This is a genomic window from Bacillus sp. FJAT-42376 (assembly GCF_003816055.1).
Lineage (GTDB): Bacteria > Bacillota > Bacilli > Bacillales > Bacillaceae > Metabacillus_B.
In genome coordinates this window covers 2842498-2860044 of the sequence record NZ_CP033906.1, presented here as the reverse complement: position 1 = coordinate 2860044, position 17547 = coordinate 2842498, and the positions used below count along the sequence as shown (strand labels likewise).

The 17547-nt window shown below is 44.6% G+C and carries 22 protein-coding genes; 10 read left to right on the top strand and 12 right to left on the bottom strand.

All coding sequences use genetic code 11. The annotated features are described in order from the left end of the window. Positions 1 to 263: 263 nt before the first annotated feature. The 4 genes from CEF21_RS14365 to CEF21_RS14350 form a co-directional block, all read right to left on the bottom strand. A complete protein-coding gene (locus CEF21_RS14365; RefSeq protein ID WP_123917488.1) occupies positions 264 to 950 on the bottom strand; it encodes a hypothetical protein in 687 nt (228 codons plus the stop codon). Beyond that, positions 947 to 1843 carry an ABC transporter ATP-binding protein gene (locus CEF21_RS14360; RefSeq protein WP_123917486.1) on the bottom strand — a complete coding sequence of 299 codons (897 nt, stop codon included), beginning with the start codon at positions 1841 to 1843 and terminating at the stop codon, positions 947 to 949. Before CEF21_RS14360 ends, CEF21_RS14365 begins: the two co-directional genes overlap by 4 nt. Beyond that, positions 1840 to 2199, bottom strand: a complete 360-nt coding sequence (locus CEF21_RS14355) for a GntR family transcriptional regulator (protein ID WP_123920263.1) — start codon at positions 2197 to 2199, stop codon at positions 1840 to 1842. The genes CEF21_RS14360 and CEF21_RS14355 overlap by 4 nt, the downstream gene beginning before the upstream one ends. A gap of 176 nt (positions 2200 to 2375) precedes the next feature. Then, positions 2376 to 3149, bottom strand: coding sequence for an alpha/beta hydrolase (locus CEF21_RS14350; protein WP_123917484.1), 774 nt, complete (start codon positions 3147 to 3149; stop codon positions 2376 to 2378). Between the two features lie 264 nt (positions 3150 to 3413). Here CEF21_RS14350 and CEF21_RS21335 point away from each other — a divergent pair, with 264 nt between their 5' ends. From CEF21_RS21335 to CEF21_RS14335, 4 genes are all read left to right on the top strand, one after another. Then, on the top strand, positions 3414 to 3554 hold the full coding sequence (locus CEF21_RS21335; RefSeq protein WP_164462197.1) for a hypothetical protein: 141 nt from the start codon (positions 3414 to 3416) through the stop codon (positions 3552 to 3554). A gap of 161 nt (positions 3555 to 3715) precedes the next feature. Then, on the top strand, positions 3716 to 4762 hold the full coding sequence (locus CEF21_RS14345; protein ID WP_123917482.1) for an ArsR/SmtB family transcription factor: 1047 nt from the start codon (positions 3716 to 3718) through the stop codon (positions 4760 to 4762). 5 nt (positions 4763 to 4767) lie between these two features. Continuing rightward, positions 4768 to 6018 carry an MFS transporter gene (locus tag CEF21_RS14340; protein ID WP_123917480.1) on the top strand — a complete coding sequence of 417 codons (1251 nt, stop codon included), beginning with the start codon at positions 4768 to 4770 and terminating at the stop codon, positions 6016 to 6018. Positions 6019 to 6052: 34 nt separating this feature from the next. Then, on the top strand, positions 6053 to 6472 hold the full coding sequence (locus tag CEF21_RS14335; RefSeq protein WP_123917478.1) for a DUF4395 domain-containing protein: 420 nt from the start codon (positions 6053 to 6055) through the stop codon (positions 6470 to 6472). A 26-nt stretch (positions 6473 to 6498) separates the two neighbouring features. Here CEF21_RS14335 and CEF21_RS14330 read toward each other — a convergent pair whose 3' ends face one another. Both CEF21_RS14330 and CEF21_RS14325 read right to left on the bottom strand, forming a co-directional pair. Further along, on the bottom strand, positions 6499 to 7383 hold the full coding sequence (locus CEF21_RS14330; protein ID WP_123917476.1) for an oxidoreductase: 885 nt from the start codon (positions 7381 to 7383) through the stop codon (positions 6499 to 6501). A 12-nt stretch (positions 7384 to 7395) separates the two neighbouring features. After that, complete coding sequence (locus CEF21_RS14325) at positions 7396 to 7989, bottom strand: DUF6434 domain-containing protein (protein ID WP_123917474.1); 594 nt, start codon at positions 7987 to 7989, stop codon at positions 7396 to 7398. Between the two features lie 162 nt (positions 7990 to 8151). On the opposite strand from CEF21_RS14325, the gene CEF21_RS14320 reads away from it, so the two are divergent. After that, a complete protein-coding gene (locus CEF21_RS14320; RefSeq protein WP_481747587.1) occupies positions 8152 to 8772 on the top strand; it encodes a TerD family protein in 621 nt (206 codons plus the stop codon). Positions 8773 to 8830: 58 nt separating this feature from the next. On the opposite strand, the gene CEF21_RS14315 is transcribed toward CEF21_RS14320, so the two are convergent. The 3 genes from CEF21_RS14315 to CEF21_RS14305 are packed head-to-tail and all read right to left on the bottom strand — an operon-like array spanning position 8831 to position 10997. Further along, positions 8831 to 9745 (bottom strand): alpha/beta hydrolase, encoded by a 915-nt coding sequence (locus CEF21_RS14315; protein ID WP_123917470.1) that lies wholly within the window; start codon positions 9743 to 9745, stop codon positions 8831 to 8833. Positions 9746 to 9781: 36 nt separating this feature from the next. Continuing rightward, positions 9782 to 10519 carry a Type 1 glutamine amidotransferase-like domain-containing protein gene (locus CEF21_RS14310; RefSeq protein ID WP_123917468.1) on the bottom strand — a complete coding sequence of 246 codons (738 nt, stop codon included), beginning with the start codon at positions 10517 to 10519 and terminating at the stop codon, positions 9782 to 9784. A 16-nt stretch (positions 10520 to 10535) separates the two neighbouring features. After that, positions 10536 to 10997 carry a GNAT family N-acetyltransferase gene (locus CEF21_RS14305; protein WP_123917466.1) on the bottom strand — a complete coding sequence of 154 codons (462 nt, stop codon included), beginning with the start codon at positions 10995 to 10997 and terminating at the stop codon, positions 10536 to 10538. 112 nt (positions 10998 to 11109) lie between these two features. Here CEF21_RS14305 and CEF21_RS14300 point away from each other — a divergent pair, with 112 nt between their 5' ends. Beyond that, the gene (locus tag CEF21_RS14300) at positions 11110 to 11292 is read left to right on the top strand and encodes a hypothetical protein (RefSeq protein ID WP_123917464.1); all 183 of its coding nucleotides are present in this window, start codon (positions 11110 to 11112) and stop codon (positions 11290 to 11292) included. Between the two features lie 40 nt (positions 11293 to 11332). On the opposite strand, the gene CEF21_RS14295 is transcribed toward CEF21_RS14300, so the two are convergent. Beyond that, the gene (locus CEF21_RS14295; protein WP_241156680.1) at positions 11333 to 12250 is read right to left on the bottom strand and encodes an alpha/beta hydrolase; all 918 of its coding nucleotides are present in this window, start codon (positions 12248 to 12250) and stop codon (positions 11333 to 11335) included. Positions 12251 to 12376: 126 nt separating this feature from the next. Next, positions 12377 to 13285, bottom strand: a complete 909-nt coding sequence (locus CEF21_RS14290) for a hydroxymethylglutaryl-CoA lyase (RefSeq protein ID WP_123917462.1) — start codon at positions 13283 to 13285, stop codon at positions 12377 to 12379. Positions 13286 to 13404: 119 nt separating this feature from the next. Between CEF21_RS14290 and CEF21_RS14285 the strand changes: the two genes are divergently transcribed. The 4 genes from CEF21_RS14285 to CEF21_RS14270 all read left to right on the top strand — a co-directional run bounded on the left by CEF21_RS14285 (position 13405) and on the right by CEF21_RS14270 (position 16590). Next, positions 13405 to 14595, top strand: coding sequence for an acetyl-CoA C-acetyltransferase (locus CEF21_RS14285; protein WP_123917460.1), 1191 nt, complete (start codon positions 13405 to 13407; stop codon positions 14593 to 14595). A 13-nt stretch (positions 14596 to 14608) separates the two neighbouring features. Next, positions 14609 to 15304: a CoA transferase subunit A gene (locus CEF21_RS14280; protein ID WP_123917458.1), complete on the top strand. Its 696-nt coding sequence runs from the start codon at positions 14609 to 14611 to the stop codon at positions 15302 to 15304. Between the two features lie 12 nt (positions 15305 to 15316). Further along, positions 15317 to 15985, top strand: a complete 669-nt coding sequence (locus CEF21_RS14275) for a CoA transferase subunit B (RefSeq protein ID WP_123917456.1) — start codon at positions 15317 to 15319, stop codon at positions 15983 to 15985. A 233-nt stretch (positions 15986 to 16218) separates the two neighbouring features. Continuing rightward, the gene (locus CEF21_RS14270) at positions 16219 to 16590 is read left to right on the top strand and encodes a hypothetical protein (RefSeq protein WP_123917454.1); all 372 of its coding nucleotides are present in this window, start codon (positions 16219 to 16221) and stop codon (positions 16588 to 16590) included. Between the two features lie 143 nt (positions 16591 to 16733). Here CEF21_RS14270 and CEF21_RS14265 read toward each other — a convergent pair whose 3' ends face one another. Further along, positions 16734 to 17522, bottom strand: coding sequence for an SDR family oxidoreductase (locus CEF21_RS14265; RefSeq protein WP_123917452.1), 789 nt, complete (start codon positions 17520 to 17522; stop codon positions 16734 to 16736). Positions 17523 to 17547 lie beyond the last annotated feature (25 nt).

Below are 17547 nucleotides of genomic sequence, written 5' to 3'. Positions count from 1 at the left end.
TGATTAAAAACAGGGCTGTCTGAAACGTCTCATTCACGTAAAACAGGGAGACGCATTCTGAGCGTTTCCCTGTTTTCGTTTGACATTTGAGTCATGCTGATTGAAGCGGAAGGGCGACACTCCGGCGGGAGCGGCACCCCGCAGGCGCTTAAGCCAGAGGAGGCTTAAAGGAAGCCCTTGCAGTGGAAATCAGGCTAAACAAATCTAAGTTAAATAGCAAGTGGGACATCTTAGAATACTTTAAGGGCAGCCCCGTTTGGAAATTAGATTGAAGCCCTTCGAAGAAGCAAATAAGAGAAAACAGGGAAAATCAGGCTAATGAGAAGAATCCATAAAGAAACAGCGGTTGGATGATCTGCTATATACCCAAAAGATGGGACCCACCATTGAAAGTAGCTGAAGACTAAGGTTAAACCTGTTAGAAGAAGTACGAGAACAGAGAAGAAAAGGTACAGTCCGTTTTTTCCAAAACGCTGGTACAGGCTCGCTATTAGGAGCCCGAACATAAAGTTATAGACTAATAGGACAAAAAAGATCCACAGCTGCCAAAATGGATTTTGGCTGAACACATCGAGCAGACTGAAAAAGTGAATATTGAAGCCCCAGCCCGCTGTGATCCGGCTTTCAATGATAGAAAAGAGAGAAAGCAAAAAAGCAGATAGTAAGCTAACCAAGAAGAATATAGAAATGGTTCCCAGGAAGAAGTCCTTTCTGCGCAAGCTCAAATCGAGAGAGAAAGGGAACGTTTGGGCAGGGATGACAATGCCTGAAACAAACATGAACACAAAAATAGTCATAATTCCACCCGTATTAAATCCCTCTTCGGTTTGAATCAGATAGGCAATCAGTAAATTAATGGCAAGGCTTGAGAGACTGATAATCCATGGTAAATATAAAAGCGTAAGTTTGTACCTTAAATGAATTTTCATGACGGCAGCAGTTGGGTTCATTGGGCTGTTTCCTCCTTTAATAGTGCTGAAGCGTTTGTTAAATGGATAATCAGCTGCTGCAGGGATACAGGGGCAAGCTCCAGCCCAAGCTGATCAGCTTTCCCTTTTTCTTCAGTGGTCAGCGCGCCGAGTGCTGTAAGTGAAACGAATCCGCCGATTGTTTCCTTTTTTAGGATATGTTTTCCATTTGTGAACTCAGCCGCTTTTGAGGATGGTCCTACAACCGTAAAGGCTTTGCCGCGAATCGCATCCGCCTCTTCATTCATAATCAGTTTTCCATGATCAATGACAAGGACATGCTCCAATATCTTACTGACTTCATCAATCAGGTGCGTTGATAGAATAATGGTGCGGGGATGACTGCTGTAGTCTTCTATTAAACGGTCGTAAAAAATATTTCTGGCGACGGCATCAAGGCCAAGGTATGGTTCATCAAATATCGTAAGGGGTGCTCTGCTCGCAAGCCCGACAATAATACCGGCAGAGGAAAGCATGCCGCGGGAAAGTTTTTTCATGCGGCGCTTAAGAGGGAGGTCAAAATCTTTGATTAAAGAATCGGCATAATCCTGATCCCAGTTCGGGAACGCAGAAGAGCAAATATCGAATAAATCCGAGATGTTAAACGTATCAGGGTACTTCTGGCTTTCTTTAATGAAGCAGATTTGGCTGAGTACACCTCGGTTCTCATACGGATCTTCCCCAAAAATCCTTACGTCTCCGCTTGCCGGAAAAAGCCGTGCTGTAATCATATTCATGATGGTCGTTTTCCCGGCCCCATTCCTCCCCAAAAGTCCATAAATTTTATCCGGCTCTAATGAAAAGCTTACGTCCTTAACGGCTTCGGTTTTTCCATAGGTTTTTGTAAGTGCGTTTACCTCTAATATATAGTTCATCGCTTGCCCGCCCCTTTTTGAATCATTTCATTCAGCTGATCTGCCGTGATGCCTATTTTTTCAGCCTCGTGAAGCATCGTTTTGATGTATTGCTCGAAAAACTGTTCTCTTCTTTTTTTCATTAATTTTTCCAGAGCCCCTGAAGCGACAAACATGCCAACGCCTCTTTTCTTATATAAAATTCCCTGATCCACCAGCATATTGACTCCTTTACCGGCTGTAGCCGGGTTGATTTGATAAAAAGCCGCGAACTGATTGGTTGATGGTACTTGTGATTCTTCGGGCAGGCCGCCTTCGATGATGTCATTTTCAATTCTTTCAGCTATTTGTACGTAAATTGGACGGCTGTCATCTATCAAGTGGAAAAACCTCCTTTTATGTTAATTGGTTAATTACTCATGTAACTAACTATATAAGGTATGGAAGATCATGTCAATGGGTGAAAGAAAAAAGAATAAGCCCAAATTTCGGAGCAAACAAAAAAAGGATGCAGCCATTGCATCCTTTGCACAAAGCAGTTAGTTATAAATTTTTAAGGCTTCAGCAAATATTCCAAAACCAGGGGAAACCTTTCTTTAAAATCCGAATAGTGATGACGTCCCTGATCGATGACTTCGAATTTTGCTTCCGGCATTTTCTTTTTCATAATCTTAAAAATTCTTTGGTTGGAGTGTAGGAACTCCTCACTGATCGCTGCATGTTCACTGACCTCATTCGTCCCGCAATCCAAATAGAGACGGTTTAATGAAGAAAAGTCAGTCTCTTCCAAAAGCTTCTCCATTTCTTCTTGATTGCGGTAAAAAGCAGAGGAGAGCCCTGCGACTCTCGTGAAAATATGCGGATAAATAGAGGCGGCATAAAGCGAAAACGAACCGCCTAATGAAATGCCGGCCATATAACTTTTGTCTGGCTGAGTACGATAAGAAGCATCAATATAGGGCTTAAGCTCACGAACGATAAAATCAAGATAGGCAGAACCTTTCCCTCCGGCCAAGCTTTTTCTGCCGAGCAGTTTTTTGCTATATGGCCCGCTGACCCATGGACATAACTCGTTGATTCTCTCTTCCCCGGCAGGATTTAAATCAATGGCCGCAATGATGATCTCATATTGGTTTTTCTTTAATACATTCGCCAAGTCAAGAGATACCCCGCCAACAGCTGATTCATCTGTAAAAACATTCTGTCCGTCGTGCAAGTAGAGGACAGGATATCTTTTACTGCTGCTGGAGCAGGAGGGAGGCTGGTATATACGGATCGTCCGCTCATGGTTGAAGGCTTTCATTGGGATTCGGAAGGAGTCTATCATTTTTTTGGCCTTCTTTCTTCTGTTTAATCGTTCGCCGCTGTAAAAGCTGGAATTCCTGCTATGTGAAGTCTTTTCCATCCAATTAGCTATGCTATATAGAGCTGTTTTCAGACCAAATTCGGTATCAAAATAACGACATCACCGTAGATAGCTGCCTGTTCTCAACAGATGCGACCTATGATAAACTTATATTAACATAAATTGCCAAATAATTAGAAGCAGATATTATTGGAATAAAAAATGGAGAAAAAAAGGGGGATATAAATGAAAAGAGAGGAAGAAAAAAGTAAAATTAATACGGATGATGGCTGGAATCGCACACTTTATGGCAGTCCTACAATTGGGGGTTTTATAGTTGTTGGATTAATTGTTGTTTATATTGTTTATCAATGGTTATTTACTTAAAAGTGGACTTTAGTGGAATGAGGGAACTCCTAGCATTACGGAGTTTCCTTTCTTTATTTTGAATACATCATAATCCACTAAAATAGCCGTTCAATAGAAAAATTCTATTTTTATTGAATAAAAAATTCTAAAAATATAGAATATAAGCAGAGGTGATGGAAATGGAGTTTGTTTTTGAAACAGGAAGAGAACGGGAAACCTATCAGGTTGAGGTCCGCTATTCACTGCTATGGGAGGCGGCACTTGGCATTGCTGCCATTACGAATACGCCGCTGATTAAAACCCTTGAGCAGCCGGAGTCAGAGTGGAAGAGAATAAAAGATTCTCTTCCGGAAGAGATGCTGCATCATCTTGATTATGCAGAGAAAAACAACACATGGAAGGCGCTTCTTCAGCTGCTGCATGGAGAGAACTTTGAAAATCTCTCATCGTTCACAGACTACATAAAATCTCTTTCGAATGAAGCATTCAAATTTATTTGTCTTCCGTTCCTTGGCTCTCGCTTACAGAAAACGAGAAAAAAAGCCGCGGAGGGAGGCGAAGCGTCATTGCTTGAGCTGCAAAAAGCGGCAAGCTGGAATTCGTTCTTCCCGGCTTACATTGAGCTGGTGTGCAGGGAGGATTCGGCAAAGCTGAAGATGCATCTATCAGATATGCTTACCGGCTGGTATGAGGCAGCAGTAAAGCCTGATGAAGAAAAACTGAACAGTATTCTGAAAAGAGATGTTGAATCCAAAAGCAGGATGGCTGCAAAAATGAAACCTGAACCGTTTGTAGAATGGGCGACAGAGGGGAGAACGTATCTTCCGGAGCCGAGTATTCATCATGTTCTCCTTATTCCCCACACCATTTACCGTCCGTGGAACATTGAGGCTGATTTTGAAGACACGAAAGTATTTTATTATCCGGCATCCAATGAGAGCATATATCCTGATGATCCATTCATTCCTCCAGCATCGCTCGTTCAAAAGCATAAAGCGCTTGGTGATGAAATCAGGTTGAAGATTATCAAAATGCTCTCCGGCAAAAGCCGGACATTGCAGGAAATAACAGATGAACTCGGGATGGGAAAGACGACAATTCATCATCATTTAAAAACGCTTAAAGGAGCAAGGCTTGTAGAAGTAAAAGAATCTAAGTACTTCCTGAGACAGGTCTCGCTTCAAACGCTTTCTGAAGAACTCACCCAATTTCTGGACAGGAAGTGATTCAGATGGGAGAACGAGCTTATGTAATGGGGGAAGCAAAACAGGAGCTGAAGAAAAATCGAAACATCCTCAAGCTTTTGAGCGGCAATTTTATTTCGTTTTTCGGAGACCAGATCTACTTAATTGCTGTGCCGCTGATGGTACTCGCTCTTTCAGGCTCGCCTTTCATGATGGGAATGGCGGCGGCGGCAGAGCGGCTGCCCATTCTTCTGCAGCCGGCAGCAGGGATCCTGGCAGACCGGATGGACCGGAGGACTCTTCTCCTGATCTGTGATGCGGGGAGATGTCTTTTAACAGGCATCTTGGGTACTCTGCATCTTATTGGTGCTTTGGAAATTTGGCAGTTGTTCTTTGGTGTTTTTGTAATCGGAATCTTTAGCCAGGTGTATCAGACTGCGCAGTTTGCCTATATACCAAAACTCGTAAGAAAAACCGATTTACCGGCCGTAAATTCCATCAATTCAGCCATCCTTAACACATCCGTCCTAATGGCACCGGCCATTGGCGGGCTGGTAATAAGCTTGTATAATCCTGGTATTGGATTGCTGATCAACAGTGTTAGCTTTTTCATCGCTTATTTGTCCATATTATTAATTCCGATTAAATCCATTCCTATTTCTCATAAAGGAAAGCGCTCCTTTTGGAACGATGCAGTGGAGGGCTTTCAATATGTCATGAAGACGAAGCCTATTTTTTATACGAACATGGCGCTGCTTCTGTCTGTAGTTGGAACAACTCTTTTTGTGACGATGCTGATTTTTCATTTGAAAGATACAATTGGTCTTTCTGAATGGGAAATCGGACTGCTGTTCTCTTTTAGCGGAGCTGGCGCGGTAGCGGGGGCCATGGCGGCAGGACTCTTCAAAAAAAGGATATCAAATCGAAAGCTGCTCTTTCTCTCATCTTTTATAGGCGGGTGTTCCATTTTTCTATTTGGTCTGAACGAACAATTCTTTTTGCTGATCATACTGAATGCAGTTGGAACGGCAGCCGCTGCGGTGATGAATCCTTGTATCGCCGGAATAAGGCAGGATTTTACACCCGATCATTTGCTGGGGAGAGTTCAGGCAACAAGCAGGCTTATGACATGGGTACTTATGCCGCTTGCGGCCTTTATGGCGGGTGTTTTGGCTGAAAAGGCAGGTACACATGCTGTGATCATATTGGGGAGCTTTTTTTCGCTGGCTGGATCTGTCGTTTACTTAAAGCTTGAGAAGGAAAACAGCAAGTTTCCCAAAAAGAAAAGAATGGTGTAAAATACGTATATTCCAATCAGTAAGGTGGGTTTTTATGAAAACCATTCCGAAACCGCTTGTTTTGACCAATCAATGGTTCATCGTCCTTTCTGTTTTAGCAGCATGGCTTACTGGCTGGGGATGGATTTTACTCATTCCGTTAGCAGCAGGATTAATGGGGTTAATTTATAATTTTAATCCCATCATGAAGACGGCCGGACTATTCCTGAGAAAACCGGCATCCGCCTACATTCCGGAGGATTTTGATCAGCAGCAGTTTAACCAGGCGATTGCCGTAAGCTGTCTTGCTCTTGGTTTTATTGGGTACGTGATGCACTGGATGATACTTGCTTATGTTTTCACGGCAATGGTTGCTCTCTCAGCCTTTATTGCAATCCTTGGATTCTGCATCGGATGCTTTATCCGCTTCCAATGGCAGCAATACCGTCACCGCAGACAATCAAGCCGTGTTTAAAGAACCCATGCTGGACGGGTTCTTTTTTATTTTTTCGGCAAAAGTCGGCGTATGATAATGGATTCCCAAATACGCCAGGGCAATACTCTTTTTAAAAGGAGCGTTAACCGGACTCCCTTTCCAATTGGATATCTGAGCTTATTCACCCTGCGTTTTTCGCATAAAACGGTTATTAATCGCACCACATCCATTGGATCCCCATGTTTTGCACTACCTCGTTCCAGCTCATTTTCAATTCCTGTCATATAAGAAAAGTAGGGAGAATGCGGGTCCATCGATACTTCCGCCACCTTTTTCCCAGTTGTCCAAATGTTCGTTGAAAAGGATCCCGGCTCAATCAGCATGACATCAATGCCAAACGGTTTCACTTCCAAACGAAGGCTTTCACTAAATCCCTCAAGTGCATGCTTGGATGAGACGTAAGGGGACAGACCCGGAAAACCGATCAGTCCGCTTATGCTGCTCATGTTGATGATCTTTCCGCTTTTCTGGGCGCGCATGAAAGGAAGAACAGCCTGAGTGACCGCGATGGCACCAAAGAAATTCGTTTCAAATTGCTCTTTAAACTCTAAGATCGTAATTTCTTCACTGAACCCTCCGAAGGCAAATCCCGCGTTGTTGATCAGGACATCAATCTTTCCGGTTTTTTTCAGAAACTGCTGGAGTGCCTCGATCGAGTCAGCACTGGTCACATCCAGAGGATGGATCGAAATCTTTTCTGCACACCCGTTATGCTCTGCTAGTTTTAAAAGTTCCTTCGATTTATCCATATTTCTTATAGCTGCGATTACGGTGTGGCCTTTTTTGGCTAATTCAAGGGAAGCGAGCATCCCAAATCCGCTTGACGCCCCGGTGATGAGGATCGTTTTTTTGTTTGATGTATTTTCAATCGCTATTTTTGCATTCTTCATCCCATTTCTCCTTCAATCTTTCTTATCCGTATGAAGCCCGTTATGCTTGTACTTGCTGCCGCCGGGAAGGTTTTTGACTGTATTCCATGCCTCAACAGCTTCTTTGCGCTTTTTTCCTTTATTTGCAGGGTCTGCGAAAAAGTCGCGGGTGAACTGGTTGTATTGAAATTGCGGGGAAATGGCTGTTTTGTAGGAAGGGTCTTTTTTTCGTTCTTCCTCTTCATGCCAGGCTGTTACAGCATCCTTATATGTATACCCTGCATGCGTTTTGAAATAGTTCTGTATGTAGGTAGAAAAATGAAATCCCGGTCCAATCACTGTCTTAAAGAAGGCTCTTGCTTCCTGGCTGCAGCGGTGGTTCTCCGTAATCACCGTTTCCAGAGTCAGCTCGCGGCGGGTCTCTTCTCTTCCAGGAGGATTTGCAGATCGTTTCGGCTTTAAAATTTCTCCTGTCTGCAAAAACGCTACAATTCTCGAGGAAAGCTCTGATTTGGAACCAGAGGGGGATAGTCCATGCTCTCTGCAAAAAAACTGCAGCTCCTCTTTTAACCAATAATAGTTGGTGAATTCCTGTACAGCAATAGATAGAGTCAGATTCGGCCTCATTTACATGCCTCCTATTGAAAGAACGTACGTTCCTTTTTAGGAGATCATATCACAAAAAGAGGAAAAAGTAACCATAGATGAGCGGTATTGGAGAAAATGCCCTATTTTTAGTAGACTAAAAGGTGAAGTGGAAACATCATCCAGCAGAAGGAGATGAATAGAGTGATTGAGTTAAAGAAAAAAGGTGAATCCATTAATCTCTCAAAAACAAGCGGATCAGGTATTGGCGAACTATTGGTGAATTTAAATTGGAATCAGAAACCGCAGAATCAAACTGGAAAAGGAGGATTTTTATCCGGATTGCTCGGGAAAGGTGCAAGTCAAGCGGACCTTGACTTAGGCTGTTTATATGAACTTAAAAACGGCCAAAAAGGCTGCATTCAGGCCCTCGGAAATGCGTTTGGAAACCTTAATCAGCTGCCTTATATTCAATTGGACCACGATGATCGGACTGGAGCGGCGGCGGGTGGAGAAAATCTCCGGATCAATGGAGACCGGGTACAGGAGATGAGACGGATTCTTGTATACACGTTTATTTATCAGGGAGCAGCTAACTGGTCAGAGGTAGATGGGGTCGTTACACTAAAATACGGCACTGGCCAGGACATAGAGGTGAAGCTTGATGAACACCGCAATGGCCAAACGATGTGTGCCATTGCCATGATTGAAAACGTCCAGGATCAGACGTTTAATGTTACACGTCTTGTCGAATATTTTCATGGACATGCAAAAATGGACCGCGCCTTTGGATGGGGGATGAAGTGGCAGGCGGGAAGAAAATAAAGAGAAGGGTCCTAGGCTTAGCTTAGGACCCCCGGATCTCCCAGATGAAACCAGCTATCTACTGTGTTACAGGCACAGCCTCTTCCAAAAATTCATCCAATATCCGCTCATATGCTTCCCGATTCTCCGTAAACGACATCGCGTGATCCCCTTTTTCAGCAAAGTAGATTTTCTTTGGACCGTTTTTCTTTTCATACAGCAGCTGAGATGATTCAGATGGAATGTAAGCATCGTCCTTGCTGTGAATAAAAAGGACGGGACTTTTAATCCTATCAATGAATTGGATAGGGGATACGTCTTTAAGAGAGTACCCGTCGCGCCATTTCATAAAAGGGCGGGCAATCGGCATGACAAGAAAGCCTGGCAGACGGAATTCTACTTTCAGACGGTAAAGCAGCTGCTTTTCCAGGCTGTCGAACGGACAGTCGGCCACGTAAAAATCGGCCCCGTCCTCAAGCATTCCGGCATACAGCAGCATGGTAACCGATCCCATGGATTCTCCGTGGATGCCTAACGTTATATCCTGTCCAAATTGCTCCTTCAGCCAATGAACAACGGCTTGCAGATCGTATTTTTCATAATGGCCGTAGCTTGTCGTTTTCCCGCCGGACTCCCCATGTCTGCGATGGTCATAGATCAGGACGTTGTATCCGCGCTTTAAAAACAAATTCATGTATTTAACCGAGTTGTAGCGGTTGACGGTAACCCCATGGCAGATGATGACAAATTTGCGGTCCTCGTAAGGTGCGACGAGGTAGCCTTTGACGTCATATCCGTAAATGGACGGAATCGTCACTTCAGTTTTTTTCAGCTCATCAAAATCCTTCTGAATAAAATGCCCGTCCAGTGTTTCGCGCTCCAGAATTTCTTCGTCTGTCCGCTTCTTAATAAACATCATCATATTTGTGAAAAAGAAGCCAACGATGAATATGTAGGAAAGGGCAACGCCAAGACCAATCCAAAGTTTTTTCATTCTATATCCTCCATTCAGGACTATTCTATCTTCATTTTAGCGATTGACCGGCTGAAAGGAAAGCAAAGCATTGTTACCGAACTGCTTCATCTTCCCATGCGGAAAAGGGGTGATTAAAGAGCCAAGATCCTTCAGTGAAAGCCCGCAGAATAAATGGATGCTCTCAGGTGAACCGATGATTTCATACGTATTTCCGTTTATATATAAGGCGCAGTCATCTTCTATAGCTATCCCTTTTCTGTTTGTTTGCTCCATAAGTGAGGCAAAGGCTTCCGCACGATCAGGCTGATTAAAATGAGGGCAAAAAACAGCATTCAAAATAGACCATCCTTCACTTTCCGCATAACCGTCTCCCTCATAATCCGAGCGAAGGCCGCTGCTGAACCAGCATATGGCTCCTGCACTGATTCCGGCAATCAGTTTGCCGGATTGCAGAGCGTCGATGAAAAGACCATCGATTTTCCATTGTTTCGATGCTTCTATCATGTTCACATAGTTTCCTCCGCCAAGGTAAATCAGGTCAGCAGCTTGAAAGGCTTCCGTCACTTCTGAGTAAGAATGGAAGAAAGCCGTCCGCAAAACGGAAACCTGGCAGCCAAGACGCTGTTCAAACACACCGAGGAATTCTTTTATGTAGACTTCATCATCCGAAGCCGCGCTTGGAATAAATAAGACTACTGGATTGTCTTTTCCTGTCAGCTCCGCCAGCCGCTGATTGATAAAAAAATGATCAGACTTTCTGGCGTATCCGCCTCCGATGATGACTAAGCGCATTCTTTGTTCCCTCCATTCATAAAATCGGCAGACTGAAAATGTATTGTTCGCCAATCTTTCCGGTCTTTCGATTGCCGGTGTCAAAAAATCCGGTCTTTATGTATAGATTTTGGGCAGCGATATTCCTATGGTTGACAGCGAGAATCACTTCAGCACAATCTGGAAATTCCTGCTGAACAAACGCCTTCAAAAGCTTCAGTCCTCCTTTCGCATACCCTTTACCCTGATCAGAGAAATTGACAGAGAAAGAAGTTAATAGCATCCGGTTTGGAAGATCCGTATAGTCGTTCACTCTTTCACCGGAGTGAAGAAGAAAAAAGCCGACTGGTTTTCTCTCATACAGAATGACAATTGGATGTTCGCCATTGGAGCCTTCAAGCCGGTCGACAGGCAGGGCGGTGAATGGCATTTGCTCTGGCGGAAGACTGAAATCTTGCAGTCTTTCTTTATGATGGGGCTGATATTTTTGTAATTCCATTTTAGTCGCTCCTTTACAGGCGGGGATTTCTAATCCATATCATACAGGAAAGTCAGCTGTTGTTACATAAAAATTCTTATTGTGGTAAAATAAGGGTAAAAAGGAGCGGGAGATGTCAAAATTAGATTTTATTTGGGATGCCATCTTGTTGTTTGGAATGGCTTTTAGAGGAGTTTATTTCTGGGGAATGCCGGTTTGGGTGTTTGCAGTCGTGATTCTTCTGGGGATAGGTTTGTATATATACTACTATATAAAATTTAAGAAAAGAGAAAGCAAAGAAAATACTCGATTTTGAACAGCACAGAGAGAGATTGGACACGAGTATGCCCAATCCATCAGCCCTTGCCATCTATTCCGATTTTCTCCAGAAATGCGATAATCTGTTGTTTATACTCCTCCCTGTTGTGCGTGAAAGACATGGCATGATCTGCGTTATCGGCTATATAGATCCCTTTGGAACCAGATTTATGCTCATACAAATGGATGGAGGATGAGACAGGAATCGTGCCATCTTTCTTCCCGTGAATAAATAGGACAGGCTTTTGGATCCGGCTGATGATTTTTATCGGCGAAACCTCTTGCATCCTATAGCCGTCCCGCCATTTCAGGAAAAGACGGGCAATCGGCATAACAAGCCATTTCGGGATGCTGATTTCTGATTGCAGACGGAAGAGAAGCAGTTCCTCCAGGTCTTCAAACGGACAGTCCGCAATATAAAAGTCAGCTGCATCTTCAAGAATGCCTGCGTAAAGGAGCATCGATGCAGCCCCCATGGATTCACCGTGGATCCCGAGAAGGATGTCTTCTCCATACCTCTGTTTTAACCAGGTTACGGCAGAGCGCAAATCAAACTTCTCATAGTATCCGAAGCTTGTCGTTTTGCCTCCGGAATCGCCGTGGCGCCGATGATCGTAAATCAGAACGTTATAGCCCAATGAGAGAAAAAGGTTCATATACTTAAGAGAATTATAGCGATTCATTGTCACTCCATGGGAGACGATGACAAACTTTTTCTCTTTAAATGGGGCAATCAGCTGCCCGCTCAGGGAGTATCCGAATTCAGAAGGAATGGAGACGTTTCTTTTCTCAAGACTGTCATAATCCTTTTGGTCAAAATGGCCGTAAAGCCGCTCTTTTTCGAGTATTTCTTCATTTGTTTTCTTTTTGGAATACATCATCATCTGGGTGAAAAAGAATCCGACAGAAAGAGTATAAGAGAGGGCTGCGCCAACTCCGATGGCAAGCTTTTTCACTGGCTGATCCCCCTAAGAAGGTTTTTGTCATATTTTATCGGTTTATGGGGACGAAGGAAATGAAAATGCTTGCCCGATGTGCTGCAAAAAAAATCCGGACATCTGCCATTCAGATGTCCGGATTTATTATGCCTGTGCCGCCATTTTTTCTTTCCATAGAAAATATTGCTTGCTGGAAATTTTTTTATCCAGAAACGGCTCCATTTTATGCACCGCCGCGAGAACCTTATCAAGAGAGATTCCTGTCTCAATCTTCATTTCCTGAAGCATGTAAAGGACATCTTCCGTCGCTACATTGCCGCTCGCGCCCGGCGCAAACGGGCATCCGCCAAGACCGCCTGCTGATGTATCGAAACGGTCAATCCCTGCCTGAAGCGCAGCCAGAATATTCGCGAGTCCAAGCCCCCGTGTGTCATGAAAATGCGCAGTGAGCAGAATTTCCGGAAATTGCTCTTTTAAGCGGGAAAAAAGGGAGTAAACCTCTTGGGGATGAGCCATTCCAATTGTGTCAGCGACGCTCAAGTCATCCACTCCGGCATCGGCAAATTGCCTGCACAAATCAAGAACTGGTTCTTCTTCGATTTTTCCTTCGTACGGGCAGTAAAAGGAAGTCGAAATGCATGCGCGTATAAAAAGCCCGCGGTTTTTTGCCTTTTCGATTAAGGGAAGGAGGGATCGCATGCTTTCTTCGGTCGTGCGGTTAATGTTTTTTTGATTAAAGGTGCTGCTCACACCGACGAAGAAGGCGACAGCGCTGCATTCGTTTTCAATGGCTTTTTCCAGACCCTTTTCGTTAGGAGTCAGCACGATGTTCCTTACGGATGGTGCACCATGCTTTACGATTTCGGCTGCATCTTCCATTTGGGGCACCCATTTGGGCGATACGAACGAAGTGATTTCCATTTCTTTAAATCCGGCCTGTGACAAATCCTTGATGAACTGGATTTTTTGACTGGAAGGTATCACATTTTTTTCATTTTGAAGACCGTCTCTTGGCCCCACCTCAATGAGGTCTGCTTTTATCGGGAATCTCAATACATCCGCCTTCTTTCATAATGTAAGGGTTTACATATTGTTATTTTAGTAGGAAAATAAGGAAGAATGCAAATGCTATTTTCAGAGTATTGGAATTTTTTCTAAAGGGGATGGGAACAGTGAATGCAAAAGAAATTGTCATTGTAAGCGCAGTACGAACCGCAGTAGGGAGCTTTGGGGGAGCACTTAAAAATGTCTCAGCACCCGAACTGGGAGGCATTGTTATTAAGGATGCTTTGGCGAGAGCGGGAATTTCAGGCGAGCATGTGGACGAAGTCATCATGGGGAATGTGCTTCAGGCAGGAATCGGCCAAAACCCTGCCCGGCAGGCAGCAATGAAAGCAGGCCTGTCTGAGGAAATTCCTTCCATGACGATTAATAAAGTATGCGGATCAGGATTGAAAGCGGTCCACCTTGCCTTTCAGGCTATTGCAGCAGGGGAAGCGGACGTCATTGTAGCAGGCGGAATGGAAAACATGAGCCAGGCGCCTTATTTAATAAAAGGGGCACGGGAAGGATTTCGTATGGGGGATCAAAATCTGGTGGACAGTATGACCTCCGACGGGCTGACCTGTGTATTTAATGATTATCATATGGGAGTTACAGCCGAAAATCTGGCTGAAAAATACAGGATTTCAAGGGAAGAGCAGGATCAGTTTGCGGCAGACAGCCAGGCAAAAGCCATCCGCGCGGTGAAGGAAGGAACGTTTAAAGACGAAATCGTGTCCGTCAGCATTCCGCAGCGCAAGCGAGATCCGATCGTTTTTGATACGGATGAATACCCGAGAGAAGGGACAACAGCGGAGGGGCTCGGCAAGCTGCGACCTGCATTCAAAAAAGATGGGAGCGTTACGGCAGGGAATGCGTCTGGTATTAACGATGGGGCAGCTGCGGTTGTGGTGATGAGCCGCGAGAAAGCGGAAGAGCTGGGGGTAAAGCCGCTTGTGAAAATTTTAGCGAACGGAAACGCCGGTGTAGATCCGAGCATAATGGGCATCGGGCCGGTAAAAGCGGTGAAAAAAGCGCTGGAACGGGCTGGCATGGAGCTTTCCGAGATTGAATTGATTGAAGCGAATGAGGCATTTGCAGCACAGACCCTCGCGGTGGATAAAGAACTTCATTTTAATACAGAGATTTTAAACGTCAACGGAGGCGCGATTGCTCTTGGCCATCCAATCGGAGCAAGCGGTACAAGAATTCTTGTTACCCTCATTCATGAAATGAAACGGAGAGGATCCAAAAAGGGTCTCGCAACATTGTGCATCGGCGGCGGACAGGGTGTTGCTACAATCGTTGAGAATGTAAACTAAGGGAGGGAACAATATGAAGCAGGTTTATCAATCTTCTTTAAAAGCCGTGGAGGATATACGCGATGGCGCAGTCTTAATGGTCGGAGGATTTGGTCTTTGCGGGATTCCCGAGAACTTGATTCTGGCATTGGCTGAGACAGGTGTAAAGGATTTAACAGTTATTTCAAACAACTGCGGGGTGGATGACTGGGGTCTCGGCCTGCTGCTGAAAAACAAGCAGATAAAGAAGATGATTAGTTCCTATGTCGGTGAGAATAAAGAATTTGAGCGGCAGGTTCTGGCAGGTGAACTCGAAGTCGAGCTTTTGCCGCAGGGAACTCTGGCAGAAAAGATCCGTGCAGGCGGAGCGGGCATTCCTGCCTTCTTTACGCCCGCAGGATACGGGACCGAGGTTGCGGAAGGAAAAGAAACGAGATCTTTTCACGGAAAAGAATATGTCTTGGAAGAAGCTCTTACAGCTGACTTCAGCCTGGTAAGAGCTTATCGGGCTGATAAAATGGGGAACCTCATTTACAACAAAACCGCGCGTAATTTCAATCCGATGATTGCAGCGGCCGGCAAAATCACGATTGCTGAAACAGAGGAATTGGTTGAAACCGGAATCATTGAACCGGATCAAATCCATACGCCCGGTATCTACATACAGCGGCTCATTGTCGGAGAGCAGCAGAAGAAAATCGAACGCCGGACTGTAAAGAAAACGGGATGAGGGGGAACGGTCATGATCGAAGATAAAGTGCTGGTCAGAGAAAAAATAGCGAAGCGGGCGGAAAGAGAAATACAGGATGGCTTCTATGTGAATCTTGGAATCGGCATGCCGACACTCGTTGCGAATTATATTCAGGAAAACAAGCAGGTCGTGCTGCAATCAGAAAACGGCCTGCTTGGCATCGGACCTTACCCTGAAGAAAAGGATGTAGACCCGGATTTGATTAACGCCGGAAAAGAAACGGTCACCGCCATTTCAGGAGCTTCCTATTTCGACAGCGCTGAATCGTTTGGGATGATTCGCGGAGGCCATGTGAACCTGGCGATTTTAGGCGGGATGGAAGTGTCAGAAACAGGAGACCTGGCAAACTGGATGATACCTGGTAAAATGATTAAAGGAATGGGGGGCGCGATGGACCTCGTTCATGGAGCACAGCGGATCATTGTCATCATGGAGCATGTGAGCAAAAACGGATCGCCTAAAATCCTGAAAGAATGCTCACTGCCGCTCACTGGAAAGAAAGTGGTCCACCGTATTATCACGGACCGGGCTGTACTGGATGTAACGGAGCTGGGATTAAAATTGATTGAAACAGCAGAAGGATACACAATTGAAGATATTAAAAATTCGACAGAACCGGAAATCATAGCAGGAGAAGACGTGATTCTCGGAGCGTATTAACAGGGGGCTTTCCGAAAAATCTTATAAACTTAAAACAGGGCGACGCATTCTAAGCGTTTCCCTGTTTTATTTGGAAGTCAGGCTGATGGAAGTGGAAAGGCGGCGATGCATCGGGCCAAGCGCTTAAAGCTTGAGGAGGTTTACCGCCCGCCCAAGAATAATCGGGCGACTGCTGGCTGCAATCAACAGCCAAGTTTAAAAGAGCTATTTTTAAAAGAAAGGTGCGGGACACAATGGGAAGAAGAATTGAACTAGAAAGAGACAAAGCAGTTGTTCGTTTAACAGGTCTCACAGGGTTTTTCGCCCTTAAAATGAAGCTCGGCATTCCTTATGAAACAATCAGCCAAGTCTATGTGGATCAATTTGATGCGCCAAGATGGATGCTGCGGATGCCGGGGACGTCCATTTCTTTTCTTCATATTTACGAAGGAAGCTACAAATACAGGAATGAATGGTATTTTCTTTCCTTCAGCGGGAGAGGTCCGGTGCTGTTAATGGAGCTCAAAGGCCACCCAAAGTACAGGCTGATTGTATTGCAAATAGAGCATCCTACAAAAACTGCCGCTGATATTCGCACGCAGCTAAGATTGCGGGAAGAAAAATAGGATGAGGAATGAGAAGGTTTATTCACCTAATTGAATTTCGTCTGCTTTACGCGTAAACTTTACAAAATTTTTTAGAGGAGACTTGTTCTCATGGACGGACCAAATAAAAATAGGCGGAACCGCGGCTCCGCCCATTTGAAGTGTTAAAGCAGAGACTCTGCCCCATCAATATAAATTTCCGTTCCGGTGATGTGAGAGGACTGTTCAGATGCAAGGAAATATACGAGGTCCGCTACCTGTTCAGGCTGACCGGACCCTTGAGCCAGAGGCTGGTTGCCTTCCGGGTATTCCACCGGAATCTCGACCTCTTTCAAGTTCTCCTGTTTTTCGGTTGAAGAATCGATATTCGTGTCAATCGCACCAGGGCAGATGGCGTTTACTCTAATTTTAAATTGAGCCAGTTCCAATGCAGCCATTTTCATAAAGGCAACCTGAGCCGCCTTCGTAGTGCTGTAGGCAGACATTCCGAAATTTTTGTAGATGCGGTTTCCGTTGATGGAGCTTGTAATAACAATGCTGCCGCCATTTTCTTTTAGCAGCGGAATGCTGTATTTAACAAATAGAAACGTGCTTCTAAGATTCGTATGGATGGTTTTATCCCAATCTTCGGTTTCCATTTCTTCAATAGAGGAAAATACCCCGTTGATTCCTGCATTGTTGAAAATAATATCTAAATTTCCCCAATGATCCTCCACCTCTTGAATGGCGGACTTGACCATTTCTTCGTTCGCCATATCTGTTTCAATCGCAATCGCTTCTCCGCCAAATCGATTGATTTCATTTTTTACTTCAAGCGCGCGTTCCTTATCGAGATCCAATATACAAACACGGATTCCTTCACGTGCAAATTTTAGGGCAGCCGCTTTTCCGATACCGGAGCCTCCGCCTGAAACGATGGCTACCTTTGTGTTTTTCACCGAACTGTTTGTCATTCCTATGTACCTCCAAAGAGTTATT